Annotated in this window: 19 protein-coding genes; all 19 read left to right on the top strand. The window is 44.7% G+C overall.

The features are described from left to right. Positions 1-91 precede the first annotated feature (91 nt). The 19 genes from MWG26_RS19630 to MWG26_RS19535 all read left to right on the top strand — a co-directional run bounded on the left by MWG26_RS19630 (position 92) and on the right by MWG26_RS19535 (position 23,430). Positions 92-322 carry an HPr family phosphocarrier protein gene (locus MWG26_RS19630; protein WP_025655937.1) on the top strand — a complete coding sequence of 77 codons (231 nt, stop codon included), beginning with the start codon at positions 92-94 and terminating at the stop codon, positions 320-322. A 388-nt stretch (positions 323-710) separates the two neighbouring features. Next, positions 711-2,066: an MATE family efflux transporter gene (locus MWG26_RS19625; RefSeq protein ID WP_025655938.1), complete on the top strand. Its 1,356-nt coding sequence runs from the start codon at positions 711-713 to the stop codon at positions 2,064-2,066. A 183-nt stretch (positions 2,067-2,249) separates the two neighbouring features. Further along, a complete protein-coding gene (gene guaA / locus MWG26_RS19620; RefSeq protein WP_025655939.1) occupies positions 2,250-3,797 on the top strand; it encodes a glutamine-hydrolyzing GMP synthase in 1,548 nt (515 codons plus the stop codon). Between the two features lie 183 nt (positions 3,798-3,980). Beyond that, positions 3,981-4,238: a type II toxin-antitoxin system HicA family toxin gene (locus MWG26_RS19615; protein ID WP_025655940.1), complete on the top strand. Its 258-nt coding sequence runs from the start codon at positions 3,981-3,983 to the stop codon at positions 4,236-4,238. Then, the gene (locus tag MWG26_RS19610) at positions 4,222-4,584 is read left to right on the top strand and encodes a type II toxin-antitoxin system HicB family antitoxin (RefSeq protein ID WP_025655941.1); all 363 of its coding nucleotides are present in this window, start codon (positions 4,222-4,224) and stop codon (positions 4,582-4,584) included. Before MWG26_RS19615 ends, MWG26_RS19610 begins: the two co-directional genes overlap by 17 nt. Positions 4,585-5,027: 443 nt before the next feature. Further along, the gene (gene hpdB, locus MWG26_RS19605; RefSeq protein ID WP_173005626.1) at positions 5,028-7,760 is read left to right on the top strand and encodes a 4-hydroxyphenylacetate decarboxylase large subunit; all 2,733 of its coding nucleotides are present in this window, start codon (positions 5,028-5,030) and stop codon (positions 7,758-7,760) included. Position 7,761: 1 nt separating this feature from the next. Beyond that, positions 7,762-8,016 carry a 4-hydroxyphenylacetate decarboxylase small subunit gene (hpdC, locus tag MWG26_RS19600; RefSeq protein WP_025655943.1) on the top strand — a complete coding sequence of 85 codons (255 nt, stop codon included), beginning with the start codon at positions 7,762-7,764 and terminating at the stop codon, positions 8,014-8,016. 64 nt (positions 8,017-8,080) lie between these two features. Further along, entirely contained in the window at positions 8,081-9,361 is a 1,281-nt protein-coding gene (locus tag MWG26_RS19595) for an MFS transporter (protein WP_244062767.1), read from the top strand. Between the two features lie 187 nt (positions 9,362-9,548). Further along, positions 9,549-10,514 carry a 4-hydroxyphenylacetate decarboxylase activase gene (gene hpdA / locus MWG26_RS19590; protein WP_025655945.1) on the top strand — a complete coding sequence of 322 codons (966 nt, stop codon included), beginning with the start codon at positions 9,549-9,551 and terminating at the stop codon, positions 10,512-10,514. Positions 10,515-10,635: 121 nt separating this feature from the next. Further along, positions 10,636-11,352: a LuxR family transcriptional regulator gene (locus MWG26_RS22755; RefSeq protein ID WP_025655946.1), complete on the top strand. Its 717-nt coding sequence runs from the start codon at positions 10,636-10,638 to the stop codon at positions 11,350-11,352. Positions 11,353-11,355: 3 nt separating this feature from the next. Then, a complete protein-coding gene (locus MWG26_RS19575) occupies positions 11,356-13,383 on the top strand; it encodes a sensor histidine kinase (RefSeq protein ID WP_117440596.1) in 2,028 nt (675 codons plus the stop codon). A 17-nt stretch (positions 13,384-13,400) separates the two neighbouring features. Next, complete coding sequence (locus MWG26_RS19570) at positions 13,401-14,285, top strand: response regulator (RefSeq protein ID WP_162149266.1); 885 nt, start codon at positions 13,401-13,403, stop codon at positions 14,283-14,285. Between the two features lie 339 nt (positions 14,286-14,624). After that, a complete protein-coding gene (locus MWG26_RS19565) occupies positions 14,625-15,578 on the top strand; it encodes an ROK family glucokinase (RefSeq protein WP_025655950.1) in 954 nt (317 codons plus the stop codon). Positions 15,579-15,602: 24 nt separating this feature from the next. Next, entirely contained in the window at positions 15,603-17,006 is a 1,404-nt protein-coding gene (locus tag MWG26_RS19560) for a M24 family metallopeptidase (protein WP_025655951.1), read from the top strand. A gap of 158 nt (positions 17,007-17,164) precedes the next feature. Further along, positions 17,165-18,166, top strand: a complete 1,002-nt coding sequence (locus MWG26_RS19555) for a sugar ABC transporter substrate-binding protein (protein ID WP_162149267.1) — start codon at positions 17,165-17,167, stop codon at positions 18,164-18,166. A 302-nt stretch (positions 18,167-18,468) separates the two neighbouring features. Continuing rightward, on the top strand, positions 18,469-19,956 hold the full coding sequence (locus tag MWG26_RS19550; protein ID WP_044926890.1) for a sugar ABC transporter ATP-binding protein: 1,488 nt from the start codon (positions 18,469-18,471) through the stop codon (positions 19,954-19,956). A 14-nt stretch (positions 19,957-19,970) separates the two neighbouring features. Continuing rightward, positions 19,971-20,954, top strand: coding sequence for an ABC transporter permease (locus tag MWG26_RS19545; protein WP_025655953.1), 984 nt, complete (start codon positions 19,971-19,973; stop codon positions 20,952-20,954). Between the two features lie 13 nt (positions 20,955-20,967). Then, on the top strand, positions 20,968-21,909 hold the full coding sequence (locus MWG26_RS19540; protein ID WP_025655954.1) for an ABC transporter permease: 942 nt from the start codon (positions 20,968-20,970) through the stop codon (positions 21,907-21,909). Between the two features lie 66 nt (positions 21,910-21,975). Next, positions 21,976-23,430: a M81 family metallopeptidase gene (locus MWG26_RS19535; protein WP_025655955.1), complete on the top strand. Its 1,455-nt coding sequence runs from the start codon at positions 21,976-21,978 to the stop codon at positions 23,428-23,430. The last annotated feature ends 13 nt before the right edge of the window (positions 23,431-23,443 follow it).

The following is a 23,443-nucleotide window of genomic DNA, read 5'->3' as shown; positions in this document are numbered from 1 at the left end:
AAATGGAAAAAATTGTGCTATGATGTCGATAACAAAAAAGCAGAAGCTAATGAAAGCCGTCATAGATAGTCTGAAAAAAGGAGAGAAAACAATGAATCAAATGATCATAAAATTTCAAAACCCTGAAGAAGTGCTTGATTTTGTAAATAAGGTTGCTAAGTACCCTTATGATATGGATATGAAGAGAGGCAGATTCGTAGTAGACGCCAAGTCGATACTTGGGATTATGAATCTGGGATTCAATCATCCCATTGAACTGAAAATCTATGATGAGGACTGCGAAGACCTGAAACAGGAAATCTCAAAGTACGCTGCGGCATAAAAGCGGCAGTGCGGGCTGTAATTTAACTGCGATATCTGGGCGATATTAATCAAACAAAGCGTATAACTTGCATCTCAAAACTTCTCGGCGTATAATGTACGCGCTGAGAAGTTTTTTCTATGAAGGAAAAGTGCCTGGCACTTTCCTATTATAGAAAACCCTCTGGGAGATGTACACGCCGCAATAAGGTATATAACCGCAAAGCAGCATCGCGACGGCGCCAAAGTATGCATGCTCTTCTTGAGTGAGATGGTGGGGAGTTGAGTGGTCTTGCCCACTTTGTTATTTATGCGGGCCAAAGTGTGCGAGTCCCTCTTGAGTGAGGGCGTGGTGATTTGAGGTGTGCCTGCCCACTTTGATATGGGAATGAAAGAGTAGGAATGAGAGTATGAAAAAACAAAGAGACAGAAGCGCCTATTTATTTGATAACAAGGCACTGAGAGCATTGATAATTCCGCTGATTATCGAGCAGCTGCTTGCAATACTGGTCGGTATGGCGGATTCGATTATGATAGCGAGTGTCGGAGAGGCGGCGGTATCCGGGGTGTCACTGGTTGACAATATCATGGTGCTCTTTATTAATGCCTTTGGAGCTCTGGCCGCCGGAGGCGCGGTTATATCGGGGCAGTATCTGGGGCAGAAGAGTGACGAAAACGCCTGTGAAGCTTCCAATCAGATTGTATGGTTTATCACGATCGTAGCCGTGGGGATTATGGCTATTATTTACTGTGGAAAATGGTTTATCCTGCATGTGGTATTCGGTGCGATCGACGCGGATGTAATGGCACATGCGAATACATACCTGCTGATTGTATCAGCTTCCATTCCGTTCATGGCATTATACAATGCCGGAGCGGCAATATTCCGTGCCATGGGCAACTCTAAGGTGTCCATGCAGGTTTCGATCATTATGAATTTGATTAATATTGGAGGAAATGCGCTTCTGATATATGGATTCCATCGGGGAACGGAAGGAGTAGCAATTCCAACACTGATCTCCAGGGTCGTGGCGGCCGTTATAATTACCGTGCTGCTGACTGACCAGAAGCGGCAGCTGCACATCAGCAGGAGCTTCCATTACCGTCCGGACTGGCGGATGATACGAAGAATCCTGTCGATCGGAGTGCCCAACGGCCTGGAAAACAGCATGTTCCAGCTGGGGAAAATTATGGTGCTGAGCCTGGTATCTACATTTGGTACCTATGCGATCGCTGCAAATGCGGTCAGCAATGCGGTGGCTCTGTTCCAAATTCTGCCGGGGATTGCACTGAATCTTGCGATCACCTCCGTGATCGCAATGTGCGTGGGGGCAGGGGATTACGAACAGGCACATTATTACACAAAAAAACTAGTGGGTATTGTGTACGTACTGATCTGGATTATGAACGCAGTCATTTTCCTTCTGCTGCCATTTATATTGAAGGCATACCACTTATCAGACCTTACGGCGGAGACAACGAAGCAGATATTATATTTCCACAGCATCAGCTGTATGATCGTGTGGCCGGTTGCCTTCTCATTGCCTGCAACTCTGCGGGCTGCCGGGGATGCGAAAGTTACCATGATAATATCCATTGCCTCTATGTGGATCTTCAGAATTGTCTTCAGTTATATACTGGGAAGATATATGGGACTCGGCGTCTTTGGAGTCTGGGTGGCCATGGTAATCGACTGGTGCTTCCGGGCCGTCTTCATGATGGTCAGGTATTATGGCGGAAAATGGAAATTGATGCGGAGTATATAAGCAGGGAAAATAACAGATTATACAGTGTAGGGCGATGGATTTCCCTGGAAATGCGGCCTGAAAACCAGACGTGGATGCGCGTTTTTTTAAAAGAGAGTCTTGTAAATCGCAAAACCCTCCCTTATAATAGGAAAGTAAATTTAAAATAGGTTTAGACATTGTGTGTTCAACAGGAGGATAAATTTGAAAAATGAATTAGTCATTGTCCTGGATTTCGGAGGGCAGTATAATCAGCTGGTCGCAAGGCGCGTCAGAGAGTGCAGCGTGTATTGCGAGATCTATTCTTATAAGACAGATATAGAAAAAATAAAGGCAATGAATCCGAAAGGAATCATTCTGACAGGAGGGCCGAACAGCTGCTACGAGGCAGATTCCCCGACTTATACAAAAGAACTTTTTAAGCTTGGCATACCGGTTCTCGGCTTGTGCTATGGCGCGCAGCTGATGATGCATGTGCTGGGAGGCCGGGTAGAACGTGCGGATGTACGGGAGTATGGAAAGACAGAAGTGCTCATCGACAAGCCGGACTCCAAGGTATTTGAAGATGTTTCCACCCCCACAATCTGCTGGATGAGCCACTTTGACTACATCTCCCAGGCGGCGCCCGGATTTGAAGTCACAGCGCATACCGCAGACTGCCCTACAGCAGCAGCGGAAAGAGCCCAGGACGGCCTCTATGCGATACAATTCCATCCAGAGGTGCTGCATACGGCGGAAGGCACAAAGATGATTAATAACTTTGTAAAGAATGTCTGCGGCTGTGCTGGAGACTGGAAGATGGATGCATTTGTAGAAGAGACGATCAAGGCAATCCGGGAAAAAGTTGGCGGAGGCAAAGTGCTCTGCGCGCTTTCGGGCGGCGTGGATTCTTCTGTGGCAGCAGTGTTGCTTTCCAAGGCGATCGGATCACAGCTCACCTGTGTATTTGTAGATCATGGCCTTTTAAGGAAAGATGAAGGGGACGAAGTAGAGGCTGTCTTTGGACCGGAAGGGCATTATGACCTGAACTTTATCAGGGTTAATGCGCAGGAGAGATTCTACAGCAAGCTTGCAGGAGCTGTCGAGCCGGAAGAGAAACGGAAGATTATAGGAGAAGAATTTATCCGTGTATTTGAGGAAGAGGCTCAGAAGATCGGGGCGGTAGATTTTCTCGTGCAGGGGACGATATATCCGGATGTAGTAGAGAGCGGCCTGGGAGGGGAATCCGCGGTGATCAAATCCCATCACAATGTAGGCGGACTGCCGGATTATGTGGATTTTAAAGAGATCATAGAGCCGTTGAGAGACTTGTTTAAGGACGAGGTGCGTAAGGCGGGACTGGAGCTTGGGATACCGGAGAGACTGGTGTTCAGGCAGCCATTCCCTGGGCCGGGTCTGGGAATACGGATTATTGGCGAGATTACCGCTGAAAAGGTGAAGATCGTGCAGGATGCAGACGCTATTTACCGTGAGGAAATGGATGCTGCCGGAATGAATAAGATTGTGGGGCAGTATTTTGCGGCTCTGACCAATATGAGGTCTGTGGGGGTTATGGGGGATGAGAGAACCTATGACTATGCAGTGGCGCTGCGGGCGGTGAATACTATAGATTTCATGACTGCGGAGTCGTCGGAAGTGCCTTGGGAGGTGCTGCACCGGGTGACCAGCAGGATTGTGAATGAAGTGGGGCATGTGAATCGGGTGTTCTATGATTTAACGGGGAAACCACCGGGGACGATAGAGTTCGAGTAATTTCAATTTAATATAGTTTATTTTATATGGCAGGTAGTCTGTGGATTACTTGCCATATTAGGTATTATTTTATTAGTTTTATTTACAGAATTTTTTGTTGCCAGAATATATCAGAAAATTGACGCATAAAAATGTTGACACCAAATACGACACCACATATAATATAAGCAGGAGGTATTCAAGATGTCAAAGTGGGATAAACTATTAACACGTATTTGTTCTTTATCTAAAGACCTCCGGTTCAATGAATTACGTAAAGTGTTAGAAAGTTATGGATATGAAATGAACGCTCCGAGGAGTGGAAGCAGTCATTATACATTTCGGAAATCGGGATGTCAGCCGCTTACGATACCAAAGCATGAACCGATTAAAAAAGTATATGTAGAATTGGTAAAGCAAATTGTAGAAAGTGAGGCGAAAAACGATGAAGACGCTGAATGATTATATGGCAATGTCCTATCGGATGGAGATTGTAGAGGATAAGGATGAAGGTGGATTTGTGGTTTCCTATCCTGACCTTCCTGGGTGTATTACCTGTGGTGAGACAGTAGAATCTGCGGTAGCAAATGCACTGGATGCAAAAAAAGTATGGATTGAAGCTGCACTTGAAGATGGGATTCCGATTCATGAGCCGGATAAGTTAGGAGATTATTCTGGACAGTTTAAGTTGAGAATACCTCGCAGTCTGCACCGCTCATTAGCAGAGCATTCCAAAAGAGAAGGTATCAGTATGAATCAGTATTGTGTGTATCTCCTTTCTCGAAACGATGCTGTTTATCCAAGATGAAAAAGGTAGTATGATGTGAAAAAAGACGTTTAAAATATGGCAACATATTGGCAGCAGAAAATCAGTAAGGCAGAATAAGTGATGTAATTGAAGTAATAAATGGTGTGTATTTGTACAAAACTTAAACAAATATATTTAATAACAATAAAGGGCACACCGAGTTTGAATATAAAAGAGTCTGGAAATTCAGCATTTATGCGGATTTCTGGGCTCTTATTATTGTCAAATACTTACCACCCCTCACATCCTTCCCCACCTCTACATCCTTTTTAAGCCCCCCGCCCGAGAAAAGAACTAAAAAAGTCTGAGCCCTCCTAAAAATACACCCCAAAAGAGCCCCCTGGTCAATAGGAATCCACGGCCTCTTATACTATGATAATAATATATCAAGCAGCCCCTATAAGGCTGAAGACAACGATTATTTTCAAAAGGAGGAGAATTGTATGGACGCTATTGAGAGAGGAAAACGGCTGGAAGAGATTCTGGCAGAAAAAGGAATGTCAATGGGTTTAGCGTACGGCAGTGATGACTTACAGCAATCCGAAGAGATTGTTGACAGAGAGATTAAGCTGGAAAAAACAAAACGTGCAGAATACTTAATGGATCTGTATTACCAGGCATTTTCAAGCGCAAGTGTTGAGTTCCCTTACTGGTACAGCAGAAAGTTTGCAGAATGTGACGGAGATGTGCTGGAAGTCCGCCGTGCAAAAGCGCTTGCATGCGCATATGCTCATTCTACCCCGAGTATTTATCCCAAAGATTTACTTCCGGGCGGAAAAACAGATTATTTAAGAGGCGGTTTTCCAATGCCATGGCTTACCAATTCATTCTACCTTGCAAAAGAAGATGAATTGAAGAGTGCGGCAGCAAGTGGAACGACGGCAATTGATGAGATTGCAGCGCTTGGAACCGGAGGCGGAAACGTAACCAAGAATCAGGGAAAAGTTGTTTCTCTTGCAGGTAAATTCGGGATCAGGGCGGAAGAAGTACCGGTACTTACGAAACTGGCGAGAGAGTGGGCCGGAAAATCGGTAGAAGACCTTGGTCTTGCGTATGAGAAGATGATGTCTGACTACGAAGACAAGGCAAATATCATGAAGAGCGTTCTGGTGTTCTGTGACAGCGGCTATACAATTCCGCAGGGACGTGAAGTTGCAAGCTACTATTTCCCACTGGAATATGGAATTGACGGAATGATCAGATTCTGCGAGGAAAAGAAACTGGAAGTTGCAGGATTTGCAGATGGCGACGGAATCCTTGGTATGAAACGCCTGTATTTCTACGAGGCGGCACGTATTGTATTAGGCGGTATTCAGCAGTTCTGGATGAATTATGTGAAAGAATTGAGAACCGTTGCTGAGATTGAGCCGGATGCAGCTCAGAAAGAAGAGTATCTTGCACTTGCAGAACAGATGGAATGGATCGCCCACAATCCACCGAGAAACTTCAGAGAAGCACTGCATCTTACTTATTTGATCCATATTACAGTATTGAATGAAGATGCAATCTCCGGATACTCTCCGGGACGTCTCGGGCAGGTGCTTTATCCGTATTTTGAAAAAGATATTGCAGATGGAACTATTACAGAAGAAGAAGTCATTGAGCTTCTGGAAGTACATCGTTTCAAATTCAGTACAATTGAGCTGTTCGCAAGCACAGGAATCTCGGGAGGTATTTCAGGCAATACATTTAACAACCTTTCTGTGGGAGGCCTTGATAAAGACGGCGCACCCTGTGGAAACAGACTGGAGTGGCTTATTCTTCATGCGGGTATGACAAATCAGTCTCCACAGCCGACTTTATCGGTATTATATGATGAGAGACTTCCGAAGGATTTCCTGATTAAGTGTGTGGAATGTACCAAGACTGGGGTTGGATACCCGGCATGGATGAATAACCGGGTTGCGATGGACTTTATGATGAATCAGTACGGCGCAGAGGGGATGACGGTATCTGAGGCACGCGCAGTGGCAATCGGCGGATGTCTGGAGACTGCGCCTGGCTGTTTCATGCCTCTTCATTTCAACGGAAAGACACACTATATTCCGGCAGGCGCAAGCCAGACAACTTCGGTAGGCGTACACTTTGTATCGAATCCGAAGATGATCAATATGGTACTGTTCAACGGTGTGGATCCAAGAACCGGCATACAGGTACTTCCGCCGCACAACAGAGAGCTTAAGACCTATGAGGATTTCTGGGATCAGTATAAAAAGTATTATGCAAAGACATTGGAGCCGACTGTAAAAGCGGGGAATATCCAGCATGACATCTGGCGTGACAGAAATATGTCTATTGTAAACTCCCTGTTCAAACCGGACTGCCTGAAGAACGGACATCATATCGGACATATGGGAACCAGGTATAATGCGACCTATAATATCGAGTCCTGCGGTACGATCAATATGGTTAACTCACTTGCGGCGTTGAAGAAGCTTGTTTATGAAGAGAAAAAGTACACATTGGATGATTTCAGAGATGCGATCAAGGATAACTTTGGCTTCTATACAGCAGTAGAATCAAAAGCATTCTCATTGGGCGAGCAGATTAAAAAGCCAGATGTTACAAAATATGATGAGATTCATGGCGACTGCCTGAAAGCCCCAAAACATGGGAATGATGAGGACTACGTGAAAGAGATTCTGAAAGAGTATGAAGACTGGTTCTGCGATCTCTGTAATACATACGAATCTCTGTATGCAAAACCAATGTATGCATGTCAGATCTCCGTGGCGCTGCATGCTGCAGTGGGTATGGCAACATTTGCAACACCGGATGGACGCCTGTGCAATACGGCATTTGCAGATGGTTCCATGTCTGCATATCCTGGTACAGACCGGAAGGGGCCATATGCTTTACTGGCTTCCGGGTGCTGTTGGGATCAGAGCAAATCCCAGAACTCGCAGATTAATATGAAATTCCATCCAAACGCAGTACGCGGACTTGACGGGAGCAAGAAGTTACTGACCATGATTTCAGCATTTATGAATAAGGGCGGATTCCATGTTCAGTTTAACATTGTTGATTCTAAAATGTTAAAAGAGGCACAGAAACATCCGGAGGCAAACCGGGATTTGTTAGTCAGAGTTTCTGGATTTACACAGTACTGGGTAGAGACAGGCAAACCGGTTCAGGACGAAGTAATTGCCCGGACAGAATTTGAAGGAGGTATCTGATATGAGTAAACATAGCGATTGTAAAAACTTTGTTCAGTTTGATGTATTTAAAGGCTTTTGTAGAAAAAATGGTGGTTTTGTGTTGATCGATACCGATATCTGTCCGGCTTTTGCAGAAAAAGCAAAATGCAGGAACTGCAGCCATTTTTGTGGGGTGAATGAAGAGGGGATCGGCATGTGCAAAGGGCTGAAGTCTGAATACTGGGCATACGAAGATATGGATGCTAAGACATGTGAAGGATATGAGACAAAATAGATAATTGAGGTTATCTGGCCATGCAGGCGCTTTAGCGCCTGCATCATGAAAAGGGGGCTTATATATGAATGAGAAGTCAAACTCTAAAAACTATGGTTTAATGGTAATTGCGGCAGCTTTTCTTGTTTATTTTGTATTTTTTGGATATCGCAGTGCTTTCTCTGTTTTACTTACCCCAATGACTACGGATATGGGATGGGATACAGCAAGTGTAACGGCAGGGTATTCTATCATGATGCTGATCTATGCGGTTGTATCTTATTTTTCCGGGCTTATCTTCAGTAAATTCGGGCCGAAGTTCTGCTTTGGTATTGCGACGGTTGCGGGATTTCTGGGGTATTTCGTTACAAGCTATGCAAATTCCTATATGATGTATCTGCTTCCATATTCTATTTTTGCAGGTACCGCAACGGGTATGCTTTTTGTTCCGGCAGTATCTACGATCAGAAGCTGGTTTATCGGAAATGCCTATGGGAAAGCGTTTGGGTTTGCGGCTGCAGGTGCATGTATCGCACAGGTAATACTGACACTTGGGCTGAAAGCGGTTCTCCTGACAATGGACTGGCGTGTGGCGATGAAGCTTCTCGGTGCTGTTGCGCTGGTACTGTTATTGATAGCCACGCTGATTACAAAACAGGCGCCGCAGTCATATGGCATGGAACCAAAAGGTGAGATGATCGGCGGCAAGAAATCCGCATCAGAAACGGCTGGATACGCATGGCCAGTAAAAGAAGCATTTTCAACATATTTTGTATGGGGGTCAATTCTGTCCTTCTTCTGTTCCTGCTTCTCTGAATTTCTGATCTGGTCACAGCTGGTTCGCTACTGGCAGACAGACGTCGGCCTTTCTATGGGAACGAGTACGAACCTTTATGCGTTTGTCGGACTTCTCGGGTGTGTATTCGCACCGCTTCTCGGAACCTTCTCCGATAAGTATGCAGGCAGAGTAGGTGACGAGACAAAAGCAAGAAGAATTCTGATGTTCTTTGCGGCTGCAAGCGGAGTCCTCGGTATGATCTGCCTGTTGGCAGGCAAGACATCCATCTTTATTACAATTGTTGCATGTATCTTTTTTGCAGCATACTGGCAGGGAATGCCGGGGCAGGTTACAGGATATATGGGATCTATATTCGGAAGAAGTTTCCCAAAAATCTGGGGACTTGCCACTCTGATCATTATGGGTATCGGACCTGCAGTCGGAAGTTACCTGGGAGCCAAATTATATGATGTATTCGGATCCTATAAGGTGTCTTTCATCGTGGCTACTATTATGTTTCTTTTATCTGCAATCTTTGCATTCACACTTCCCAAAGCTGCAAAATTGCCGGATAAGTTAAAAAAATAAGTTACCAGTACATCGTAAAATAAGTAACTGACTCATAAGCTGAGATAAAGTTTCGAGAGTGCTGCTCCACAAACGCAGGCGTAGTGGGCTGACGCTGAGGCTTGTGGAGCAGTGCTATCGGAAATTTAGGTCTGCTTAAGTGGCAGTTAATTATTATATGATGTACTAGTGTTCAGGAGGGATTGTTATGGATAAGAAGGGTTTAATATTTGACATACAGGGATTTTCTGTACATGACGGTCCCGGAGACAGAACTCTTATATTCTTAAGCGGCTGTCCGCTTCGCTGTGAGTGGTGTGCAAATCCCGAGGGGAAAAAGCTGAAACAGAATCTGTTATTTACTTCCGGCAGATGCAAGGCAGTGCAGAATCATTGTAAAAGCTGCGTGGCTGCGTGCCCGCGCGGCGCGGTTACCATGGATCCGGAAAGCGGATTACCGAAGATCCAGCGGGCGCACTGTGTCGACTGTAAAGAGTATCAGTGCACGAATGCGTGTAATTATGAAGCGCTCCGGGTGTCAGGCACGTATTACACACTGCAGGAACTGATGGATGTGTTAAAGCGGGATAAAGATTTTTGGGGAACCGATGGCGGTGTCACCTTTAGCGGCGGGGATCCTTTCGTGCAGTGGGAATTTCTTTTAGAGGCATTGAAGGAATGTAAGAAAAATAACATGCATACGGCAATTGAGACATCCGCTTATACGGATGAAAACATATTCCTAAAGGTATTAGAGTATATTGATTTTGCTTTTGTAGATATCAAGAACATGGACTCGCAGGCACATAAGGCAAAAACAGGCGTGGGAAACGAGGTTACATTAAGAAACCTTCGGGCACTCAAAAAAAGTGGCTGGAACGGAAGAATAATCCTACGTACACCGATTATTCCTGGATTTAATGACAGTGTGGAAAATGCCCAAAAAACAGCAGATTTTATGAATGAGAACGGATTTTTTGAAATCAATCTTCTGCCGTTCCACAGACTGGGAACATCCAAATGGGAGCAGCTTGGCACGGCATATAAGTATAAGCACCAGGAAGCATTGTCAAAAAAGGACTTGGAATACCTTCAGGATGTGTATTTCGATAAAGGAATTGCCTGTTATCTCGATACGGATATTGTATATAATTTATCTGCCATACAGAAGTAAAATTTCATGAAATTAAAAGAAAGGAGCGGAAATCCAGATTGCTATTATTGATAACAATCTGGATTTCTGCTATATTTGTTGTATAACTTTATAACCGTATCGAAACATAGAAAGGTGTCATATGGATAAAATTGCATTAAGGTGGCTTCAGTCTATTGGAAAAGAACAAGTACAGACCTTTCAGGATAATTTTGCGGCAAGTTACAATATCAGCCTGTGTCTTCTTTCGATAGACGGAGAACCGTTGACTGTCTGGTCAAATGAGTCTTTGTTATGTTATAAGCTTCAAAAAAACAATTCCACAGAATGCATTTCCTACAGAAAAGAGTCTATTGCAGCAATGCTCAAAAAGAGGGAACCGATTATAGAGTACTGTTACACGGGCCTGGCTTACTTTTTGTATCCGATATTTTATGACAACGACATTATTGCTTTTTTCATCGGCGGCATGGTTTCGCTTTCAGAAGAAAAAAATGAAATTTACGAAAAGTTTTCTGTTAATTATATGAAGAAATCTGACCTGGAGAATATTCTAAAGTTTCTCTCCAGTATTCTTGCTATGATCCATATGCCGGAAGCGGCGGGTGGTTTCGCAGCTCACAACAGTCACCTATACACTCAGCTGATGAAAAGATACGGCCTAACAGATCGGGAAATAAGCATCATCGATTTTTTGATGAAAAGAAAGAGTAATCTCGAGATTGCCGAAAGTCTTTTTATAAGTGAAAAGACTGTAAAGACACATGTAAGTAACATTATAAGAAAGATGAATGTAAAGAACCGGATTGATGTGATGTTGATTTGTCAGGAACTGGACGCTGAGGAAATCAAGAGGTGACGCATGTCTATTAATAAAAGGCTCATAATTTTTAATTCTGTAATCATGATCCTGTCCATGCTGCTTGTCCTGCTGGTCTCCAATCGTGCACTGAATAAGATGCTGGATAATTCTGTAAAGAATTATCTGAATACATCTGTGTACGCGGCAATGGAGATTCGGGATGCCCGTTTGAATGAGATGGAAAAAGGGGCCTCTCTAATTATCCGTTTAGATGATGTCAGAGAGTTTTACCAGGCGGGGAATCAGGAGCAGCTTGCCGCAAGTTTATCAGACTTAAAACAAGAATACGAGTATCTTGATCTGGGCATGTTCGTGGATGCATCGGGAAATGTATTGGCACATATGGTAGAAAACGCGGATCGTGCGGGGAAGATATCGCTCCCCTATATAGAACAGGCCCCGGGCCGTGTGATCAAAACACAGTGCGTGGCAGACCTGCGCGATATATTTGAGAAGGGAAGCGGCCTGGCAGAAAACTATGCGGTTACGCTGGAATCCACAGGAGAGCTCAGTTATGACGGCCTTGTGGCGATCGTAATTTTCCCTGTCAAGGATACGGATGGGCAGGTACTGGGATATCTGATGCTGGGGGATATCATCAATAAGAACAGTTACTATACCACAGAGTACACTGAGATTATACCGGATTCTTATCTTACCATATCTCTTGACGATCTAAGGATATGTTCCAACATTTTTTCGGAAGATAAAAGTGATTATACAGGGACAACAATACCGGATATTACACAGGGGACAAAGACGGGGAATGAGATCTATTTTGGTTCTGAATATGCGCCGATCGGAGATAATTATTACTTTCTTTATAAACCTCTGAAGGGATATTTTGATGACTTTCAGGGATATCTCAGCGTGGGGATTCCAGAAACTATATTTGTAGAGATGCTTTCTGTGAACCGGAAGATTGTAATTACGGTAATCTGTATTACATTTTTTATTATCCTGGTATCCAGTATTCTATTCGGAAAGAGTATCACGAAACCAATCCGGGCAAGTGCCGACATTGCACGGAATATCTGCCAGGGAGATTTTACAGTGGCGCACGGCTATGGGAATATGAATAATCAAAGCCGTGAAACGAAGGAACTGCTGGTTGCAATGGAAGAAATGGCTGAAACTCTTTATCGAAACAAAATGGATATTGAGCAGTACATAGATGAGCTTGTGAAAAAGCATCAGGAAGCAGACAGTCTTTCCCAGCAGCTGATGGAGATGAATTCTACTCTGGAACAAAAGGTTGACGCAAGAACCATAGAACTCCAGCAGACGATTGAAGAGCTGAAAGAGTCAAATCAGGTGAAATCGCGGTTTCTTGCAAACATAAGCCATGAACTGAAGACGCCGCTGACCGGAAGCATTAATGCATCGGAACTGCTGCTGGATGAGCTTTTCGGTACGCTCAACGAACGGCAGACCAAGTATGTAAAAAACATCTGGCTCTCCAGTAACCAGTTATTACTTTTGATCAATGATATCCTGGATCTATCTAAGATAAATGCAGGGAAACTGAATGTGAATCCTGCAGAATGTCTTGTCAATGAGGTGTTGGAAGAAGCAATTGGGATAGTAAAAAGTACCACATATAAGAAATCTATCGAACTGATTACATCGGTGTCACCGGATGATCTGGAAGTATGGGCGGATAAGAAACTGCTGAAGCAGATTCTCTATAATCTGCTGTCCAATGCGATCAAATTTTCTCATGAAAACGGTACGGTCACTATTTCAGCAGAGAACGTCAATTGTCCGGATAACGGCAGAAAGTATGTAAAATTCTGTGTTTTGGATCGGGGGATAGGAATTGATGAAAAGGATTTGGAACGGGTATTTCTCGAATTTGAACAGACAGACAATTCTTATTCAAGAGAATATGGCGGAACCGGCCTTGGACTGCCGCTTTCCAAGAAATGGGTGGAGGTCCAGGGAGGGAAGATAGAATTGCACAGCAAAGTGAATGTGGGGACAGAGGCCATCTTCTATCTGCCGGCAGCAGAAGAGCAGGAAATATAAATATGGGGGCGCATGAGATGGAAAAAATTCTTGTGATAGATGATAATGAAGTGATTTGCGATATGCTGTATGATGTACTGAATGAGTGGGGGTTTTGTGTCGAAAAAGCATATCAGGGAATGAAAGCGCTGCCGCTTGTGGATGAGTTTCAGCCGGATCTGGTATTGCTGGATGTTATGCTGCCCGGCATGAACGGTTTTGAGATATGCAGACGAATAAAATCCGACCCGGAGAAAGAACATATTGCAGTTATATTACTTACGGTATTAAGTGATGTAGGCGACAGGATGCAGGCGGTCAATGTGGGCGCCGATCTGTTCCTGAGCAAGCCCGTGAATTACAAGGAACTCCGAAAGCAGATCGGATATCTGCTGGGGAAGAAAAAGAGGCTTGCAGACATGGAAAAGGCGGAGAGTGTTTGTCAGTTCATTTTAAACCTGGTACGGTATATGGATTCGGAACTATACAGCCAGGCCAAAGAAGTGAAAAGATATTGCGACCGTCTGCTGCATATTTTAAACTTTTCAGAAAATGAAAGAGTGGAAATTGAACTTGGAATCGCGTTTCATGTATTTGGGGAATTTGTAATGTCTCATGGAATAACAAGAGATGAGCTTGAAGACATGATTGCACCACTGAAGCTCTCAGGGCGGATTGTACCATATCTGAGAGACGAGCAGAGCGAAATGTTCGTTGATCCGGACCAGAAAAATGTAAAAGTGCTCCGGATTGTTGAGAAGTTCTGTGAGTTTAAGCGGGAAGGAAAAAACAATGAGGAGGCGCTGTCTGCACTGGCGGTCATGGTGCCCAGGGCGGACAAAGAGCTGCTGGATGGACTAAAGCGTCAAATCAGTGCAGAAAAATTTATGGAGAATCTGAAATCCGGAAAAGAGAGTATTTGAGAACAATCTATGGTTATAAGAGGTTGGAAGAAAGTTGGTCCTTCGCCGTTGGGCGGGGGCCTTTTTACTTAATAGAAAAGTTCGCTGATTAAGTTAAAAGGCCTTTCGGAGTATGCTAAACTTTGGGATGTGGGAACAAATGTTGTATAAATGTTCTAAAAATAGTTCGATATTGTTGTAAAATTTAGATAATTGACGATCATATAGATTCAGTGCTAAAATAATAACATCATAGGAGAAATAAATACTAGGCAAAAAAACCGACAATATAATTTGAACTTTGAGTCTAAGAGGAAATGGATTGACAGGCACACCCGGCTGGTTCAACAGGAGAATAGAATGAAGATAGCAATTGGGATTGACGTGGGAGGAACCAACACAAAATACGGCGTATTAACAGAAAACGGAAAACTTATAAAAAAACTGTCCACGCCAACAGACTGCACGAATGGCGGAAGGCTCTTTATGGAAGAGATCGCGAAAACAGTTTTTCATATAGAGGAAGCGCTTAAAGGTGAAAAATATCAGACGGCAGGCGTAGGCATCGGAATGCCGGGGCCGGTTCTTACGGATGGAAGAGTAGAGAACTGTGTAAACCTGAATTTACAGGATATGTATCCTGAGGCTGTCCTAACAGAAATGCTGAACGGTATATCCGTAAATGTCGGAAACGATGCGAATGTAGCAGCGCTTGGAGAACTATGGAAAGGCGGGGGAAAAGGTTATGACAGTATCGTGTTCATTACGTTGGGAACAGGCGTGGGAGGAGGGGTAGTCTTAAACAACCGGATCGCGAACGGCTCCAAAGGCCTTGCCGGTGAGATCGGGCATATTGTTGTCAATCCATATGAGACAGATTTGTGCAACTGCGGGAAACGGGGGTGTCTGGATCAGATCGCCTCAGCCAAAGGCATAGAGCGTATGGCAAGGCAGATGCTGGAGTTTACGGACGCAGCCTCTGTTTTGAGAGACACAAAAAGGCTGAGCGCAAAGTCTATTGTGGATGCTGCCAGGGAGGGAGATACACTTGCATATATGATCTTAGACTATTGCATGAGTTTCCTTGGAAAATGTCTGGCAGACGTCAGTTATGTGATAGACCCCCAGGTGTTTGTCATAGGAGGAGGAGTCTCCCAGGGTGGGCGTATTCTGACAGACATGATTCAAAGGCATTATCAAAAAGAAGCAACGTTAGTCAAAAAAAAGACGCCGGTCTTACTTGCCAAATTGGGGAATGACGCCGGAATATACGGGGCGGCGAAGATGGTGTTTGACAGGCTGGAACACAGATGAGAAGCAAATGAAGGAGAAACAAATATGTTAATACAAAGGCAGCAGATAAAATATGATTACATACAGAAACCCGAGGCAGAGGCCGCATCGTTCCCGGTAGATTTAACCGATAAGACCATGGAAGATCATAGACATAAAATCCTGGAAAAAATGAAGTGTGATAATCTGGACTTCCTCTTTGTATATGCAGATCGGGAACATGGAGGGAATTTTGGATATCTGACGGGTTTTGAGCCCCGATTTGAGGAGGCTGTGCTAGTCATCCATCAAAACGGGAAGGCTTGTCTTCTGCTAGGAAATGAGAGTCTGAAAATGGGAGGCTGTGCAAGAATTAAAGCAGATGTGATACATGTACCTCATTTTTCGCTCCCAAACCAGCCCATGGAGACAAAGTATACGCTGCAGGAGCTGATCAGGCAGGCTGGAATCAAAGAAGGCATGCGGGGAGGAGTGGTCGGATGGAAGATGTTTACTTCAAGGTATGAAAATAACGAAAAAATATTTGACGCGCCTTATTTTCTTGTCAATGTTGTAAAAGATATGACAGGCCAGACAGGGGAAATTTGCAATAAAAGTGACCTGTTTATCCATCCCGGATACGGTGTGCGTACCCGTGTGAACGCAAATGAGGCAGCCCACTATGAGTTTGGTGCCTCCAACGCGGCAGCTTGTATTATGCGGTTGATGGAAGAGATCCAGGTAGGAAAGAGTGAGCTTGAATTAGCCGGATATTTAAATCCGGGAGGGCAGCCCCTGGCCGTACAGACGATCTGCGCCACGGGGGAAAGATTTACCAACGCAGTAACAGCCCCTAGAAATAAGCGCACGGCCCTGGGAGATAAATTTTCCATGACAATAGGGCTCAGGGGAGGCCTTTCATGCAGAACAGGATTTATTGCCCACGACGAGACTGAGCTGCCAAAACCACAGAAAGAATATCTGGAACATGTTGTGAAGCCGTACTATGCGGCCCTCGCAACCTGGTATTCTACTATACGAACAGGGATTACCGGCGGGGATATCTATGAGGCAGTAGAACGGACAATACCAAAGGCAATTTTTGGATGGTCTTTAAATCCGGGGCACTTTGTCTCAGGAGAAGAATGGCTCTCTTCTCCGTTTTACCAGGATTCTGACATCAGGCTGGAGAGCGGGATGATGTTTCAAATGGATATCATCGTTTCTGTACCGGGATATGCAGGTGCAAATGCAGAGGATGGGATCCTGCTGGCAGATGAAGAATTAAGAAAGCAAATTGCAGTGCAGTATCCGGATATGTGGGGGCGTATGCAAAAAAGAAGGAAATATATGACAGAGACTTTAGGAATCCCATTATCCGAAGATGTCCTGCCAATGTCGGGGCTGTGCGGCTATATCAGACCCTATCTTCTGAATAAACAAATGGCCTTGCATGTGTCATGCAGATAGACATATGTGCGACAGGGTAAGGTAAAGGAGATATACTTTTGCCCGCTTACGCTGGAGCGGGGAAAAGAAAAATATATCTATGGCTTTATAGGAATACGGTGCGAAAAATTATGAAGCCAGAAAAAGTAACCAATGAGGAAAAAGTAAGGAGGAAGCGTATGAGAATAAGAATCAAAAAACTAGCGGCACTTGGGTTTGCAGCACTATTGGCATTACAGCTTGCAGCCTGCGCAGACAGCGGCACGCCCGCGAAATCAGAGGACAGCACCACAGAAAGCAAAAAAAGTACAGAGAACGGTGCAGAAGGCGATGTGAAATTTGCCACCATTATGGTTACCAACAATGACTGGGCCATGACACTGGCAAAAGCAGGGGAAGATGCCTGCGCGCAGTACGGATATGAGCACATCACCATGAACCCGGAGAATGACATTCAGAAGCAGATTGACCTTGTACAGAGCTGCATCAGCCAAGGCGTTAATGGGTTTTATATTCAGACCGTTGACAGCAAAGCGATCGCACCGATCTTAACACAGGCGGCGGAAAAAGGGCTTTATGTCTTTACGATGACGGACATGAAGGACGCACTCGAATCCTATGACAATGTATTTTTTGCGGATTATGACCACAAGGCGGCTGGAGCAAAATCGGCAGACGCGGTTGCAGAGGCACTGGACGGAAAAGGCAAAGTCGGTATAATTGCCGGCCTTGCGGGCGCAGACAATACCACCCAGAGGTCGGAAGGATTCAGGACACAGATCAAAGAAAAATACAACGGCATTGAAGTTGTAAATGAAATTAACTGTGACTGGGACCGTGCGGTGGCTATGAATGCGGCAGAAGATATGATCACCGGAAACCCGGATATCGGTGCTTTTTACTGCATGGGTGAAGAAATGGCATGGGGTGTTCTGGAAGCGGTTCAGAATTCGGGTAAGGATATCAAAGTTGTAACGATTGATGCGTCATCACAGACCGTGCAGATGGTTATGGACGGTGAAATGTACGCTTGTATCGGCTGCCCGCCAAAAGCATTCTCAGCCCCCGCAGTAGATATGCTGCATGACCTTCTTGATGGCAGGAATGTTGATCAGATATACGGCGTAGAACCAACCTATATGACACAGGAGACAGCATCTCTGGATCAGGCAGACTACTAAAATAACGCACGGCATACCGGAATAAGTACAGCAGAATGGACAGGGTTGATTTCAAAAATGTATAAAGCGGACAAGTTTCTTTGATATAAGTAATCCCGTTCCCTATTTCAAGTATTCTTAGGGGAATCTCAGACAGAGAATTCTAAAAAAAGGTCTCTGTGGTAACAGTTCAGTCTCGTCTGAACTGTTGCTCTCTGTGTGGCAGCGATGGGAAAGAAAGTCAGGAAAGCTTGTCCGTTTCATTTTTGCATTACAGCAGATTGCAGAATCAACCTTAGGGGAAGAGCATGGGAGGAGACCGCATGGAAGAATATATTTTAGAGGTGAACAATGTATCGAAAATATTCCCGGGCGTCAAGGCATTGGATCATGTTACGCTGAGAATACATAAGGGAGAGATCCACGCTTTTATAGGTGAGAATGGAGCCGGGAAATCTACATTAATGAAGATCTTGAACGGGAACTACGCAAAGGATGGCGGCAGCATTATATTTGACGGACAAAATGTGGATATCAAATGTCCGGACGACGCAAGAAACTTAGGCATCAGTATTATCTTCCAGGAATTGAACCTGGTGCCGCATCTGTCTGTAGCAGAGAATATTTTTATGGGCCGGCTGTTTAAAGGGAAAAAACGGCTGATTGACTGGAAGAAGGTGTACAGGGAAGCAGATGCGCTGATGGAGCGGATCGGCTACGAGATGGACACCAGAACCCTGGTAGAAAAATTAAGTGTTGCACAGAAACAAATGGTTGAGATTGCAAAAGCACTTTCTTATAAAAACACAAAATTAATTCTTATGGACGAGCCGTCCGCTACACTGACGACAAAAGAGTGTGAAAAAATGTTTGAAGTTGTGAGAGGGCTTAAAAAACAAGGGGTTTCTGTTATTTATATTTCCCATAAGCTGGAAGAGATAAATGAGTTGTGCGAATGGGTGACAATCCTGCGGGACGGCAGGATCATTGACAGCGGAAAAATAGAAACATTTACGAAAGAAGAAATTATCTCGAAAATGATTGGGCGTGAGATTACAAATAAATTCCCAAAAAGAGACTTTGAAGCAGGCGGCAAAGAAGTGCTGAGGGTTGAAAACCTCTCCCGCAGGGGAGTTCTATCAGACGTGTTTTTTACTCTGAGGGAAGGCGAGATTCTGGGGTTGGCCGGCCTGGTGGGGGCAGGGCGTACAGAAATCGGCCGGGCAATTTGTGGAATTGACTATATAGACTCGGGCGACGTGTATGTGGAGGGAAAAAAAGTTAAAATTACCAGCCCCAAAGATGCCCTTCATGCAGGGATTGCATACTTGAGCGAGGATAGGAAGCAGGAAGGCCTTGTGCTGAAATCCTCTGTTAGATGGAACCTTAGTATGGCGAATATGCATAACACCCTTTCCATGGGTATGGTAAATCTTAAAAAAGATGAAAAGATTGCCGACGAAATGATAGAGGCAATGCAGATAAAAACACCGACCAAGGAACAGTATGCTATGAATTTGAGCGGCGGTAACCAACAGAAAATTGTGATCGGCAAATGGCTGAACACAAACGCTAAGGTCTTTATCTTTGATGAGCCTACACGGGGGATTGATGTAGGTGCCAAGTATGAAATCTATCTTCTTATGAACCAGCTGGTGAGGGATGGCAAGAGTATCATTATGATCTCCTCCGAAATGCCGGAGGTACTGGAGATGAGTGACAGGGTGCTTGTTGTAAATAAAGGGAAGATCACGGCAGACTTGACCGGGAATGATAAAAATGCCCAGACCGTCATGGAATATGCTATATAAGGAGGGTGAAGAATATGAGTGGAAAACAGAATGTAATGACAAAACAAATTTCACTTAAAACAGCGGGACAGCTCATTGTAGAGAACCTGAATTGGGTAATCTTATTCCTTCTTATTGTATTTGGAATCGTGTTTTCTGATAACTTCGGTACCTGGAACAATGTTTCAAATGTGTTAAGGCAAGTAAGCATCAACGGCGTACTTGCAGCAGGCTTTACCATCGTTATACTTGCAGATGGATTTGATTTGTCTATTGGTACAATTATTTCTATCTGTGCAGTGGTGGCGGTTGGAACCCTAAATTCTACGAAGAATACATTTCTGGCTATTGCGGCAGCGCTGGCCATCGGGCTGCTCTTTGGCGTGTTCAACGGAATACTGATCAAGATTATCAAAGGAAACAGTAGTGATTCCTTTCTGACAACCCTGGGCACCATGCTTCTGGCCCAGAGCTGTGCGTATACATATAGTGGCGGGTTCAATATCTACTGCGATAACAGCATGGAGTCTTACCGCTTTATCGGCAAAGGAATGTTTTTGGGAATACCGGTGCTTGTTATCATCATGTTTGCAGTTATGACCGTGTTGGAATTTATAACGCAGAAGACCACCCTCGGGAGAAAAATAAAGCTTAGCGGCAGCAACCGGGTAGCGGTGTTTATGTCCGGTATCAACGCCCACAATATTAAAATTTTTTCCTTTGCAATGACGGGTCTGTGTGCGGGGATTGCAGCCATTATGCTGACGGCCAGGACGGGAGTCGCGTCTCCGTCAACCGGCTATGGCTATGAGGTTGACGCGGCCACTGCAGCCATTATCGGTGGAAACCGGGAAGGCGGCATGCGGGGAAGTATCGTAAAAACGCTGACCGGTGTGTTGATACTCGGGCTGATTACCAACATTATGAACTTAATGAATATTAATACGGTAATACAGACGATCGTGAAAGGTGTAATTCTCCTCGTGGCGCTGTATACAAACCGACTGAAAAAACTGTAAAGGAGGCCGGAGCATGACAATCGTAAAAAAAGTGTTAAACGAATATCGTATCTGGCTGGTCAGTGTTTTGGCCTTCCTGATCGTCCCAATTATGAAACCAGCTTTTTTATCTATGAATAATATAGAAGGCATCCTTGCATCCATGATTACTTATGGCGTGGTTGCTCTTGGCCTTGCCATGACTTTGATCACCGGTGAGATTAATATTTCTATTGGTGCGGTGATGGCATTTTCCAGTGTTACCTTTGCCGTTACAATTGAAAAACTCCCGATGGCTGCAGCAATTCTAATTGCATTGGCAGGTTCTGCACTGTTTGGGCTGATAGATGGATACTTTGTGGCATACAAAAAGCTTCCCGCTTTTATGGTGTCTGTGGCGGTGATGGTTTCTGTACGCGGCGTGGCGCTGGCAGTTGCAGGCGAAAAGCCAGTGGGGATCATGTCTGATCTTGTGCTAAGGCTAAGTATGGCTTCAATCGGTCCAATACCGGTACTCTTCCTTTTCCTGCTTTTTTGTGTGACTGTACTTGAATTATTCTTAAAGAAAACCCAGACCGGAAGAAATATGTATGCAGTGGGCGGTGCTCCGGATGTGGCGAAGGCTTATGGCCTGAATGTAGAAAAATATAAATGCCTGTCCCTTACTTTCTGCTCCTTTATGGCAGGTATGGGAGGAATACTTCTTGCAATCCGTATGTGTTCGGGCTCTCCTTCTGTGGGCGAGGATGCCATGCCCTCCGTGCTACCTATGATTGTAATCGGCGGGACTGCCATCTCAGGCGGAAAAGGCGGTATGGTTAAAACACTATCAGGAATCCTGCTGATGAATTTGATATTTAACATCATGAGCATGTTTAATATTTATGTAAATATCCAGAACCTGATTAAAGGCGCGATACTTTTGATTATCGTAGTGGCAGATAAATATATTGAAAATAAGGATAAGAAAATTTAACCTCATAAACCCAGGGGGGTCTGACCCCTCTGCAAATTTTCATGCACAAAGAAAGAGGGAAAGAAGATGAAATTTTTAATAGCAGGTTTTTATCATGAGTCCAATACTTTTAATCCTATCCTTACTAAGAAGGAAGATTTTATTGAAGTAACTGGAAAGGAACTCCTTGACTACTTTCCGGGAGCTGTGTCTGCATTCCGAGAGGCGGGGGCGGAAGTAGTGCCCTGCACGTTTGCAGGCTGGATGTCGTCTGGAGTGATAGAGGAAAGCGCGTACCGGTATTATGTGGATAAGATCGTCGGACAGATTCGCGCCCAGGACAACATAAGCGGAATCTGGCTTCAGCTCCACGGCGCCATCTATGCAGAGAATATCGGGTGCGGAGAATTGTTCATGCTTAGGAAGATCCGAAGCGTTGTAGGGTATGACATCCCCATCGCCATAGGTATGGATCCGCATGGGAATCTGTCTCCGGATATCACGAAATATGCAAATATCCTGCGGGCCTACCACACGGCACCCCATGAGGATCAGCAGGATACTTACCGCGTAACAGCGGAGGCACTTATTGATTTTTCAAAACGGGGGGTTAAGATTGAGCCAGCACTTGTGCGCCTGCCCATGCTGCTGTGCGGAGATACTGCCCTTACAAGGGACGAGCCTCTGCGCTCTGTAATCTCCAGATTTAAAAATATGGAGGCGTCAGGGGAATCGGCGTGTGCGTCATTTTTTATCTCCATGCATTCGGCAAACACAGAGAACACTTACCCGGCCGTTGTTATCGTACCCAGGAATCAGGAAGATTACGGGAAAGCCATGAAGACGGCAAGAGAGATTGCAGAGGAAATCTATGACAGGAGACACGAATTCAGATTCGAGGGAGAGCTGGTGGAACCGGAAAAAGCAATTGAAATGGCCTGTGAGAGCGAGGCATATCCGGTTGTGATTTCGGATTCCGGGGACAATACTACAGCAGGGGGCACGGGCATGAATACTTATTTCCTGAAATTGTTTTTGGAAAAAGGACGGTTCAATGGGAAAAAAGTGCTGGTCTCTACGATTTATGACAGAGATGCGTACCATAAGCTGAAGGATATGGCAGACGGTGAAGAATTTGATATTATGCTGGGTACGGGGGTAGATGAATGGTCGTTGCCGGTACGGATCCAGGGGAAAGTAAAATCAAAGGGGCATGTTCTGGTGTACCACCCCATGCGTTCGGGCCTTAACACATACGCAGGCGGACTTGTCACGGTTACATTGGGGGATGTGGATGTTACAATCTGTGAAGTGGCGGATTCCTTTACAGATATGGAACAGTGCAGAGTCGGTAATTTTAGGGCTGAGGATTACGATATAGTTGTCGTAAAGCAGGCTTATCAATTTCCTGATATTGTTAAGTTTGCAAAAAAACAGATCATAGCGCTTACTCCCGGAGCTACTTATCAGGATTTGAAAGCAATCCGGAACAAATATACGAAGCTTCCCTGGACACTGTGGCCATTTACGGAAACATATTAAGCTGAAATGCGGA

The organism is Faecalicatena contorta (assembly GCF_022835095.1).
GTDB classification, from domain to species: Bacteria; Bacillota; Clostridia; order Lachnospirales; family Lachnospiraceae; genus Faecalicatena; species Faecalicatena contorta.
This window is presented reverse-complemented; position numbering and strand designations above follow the sequence as displayed.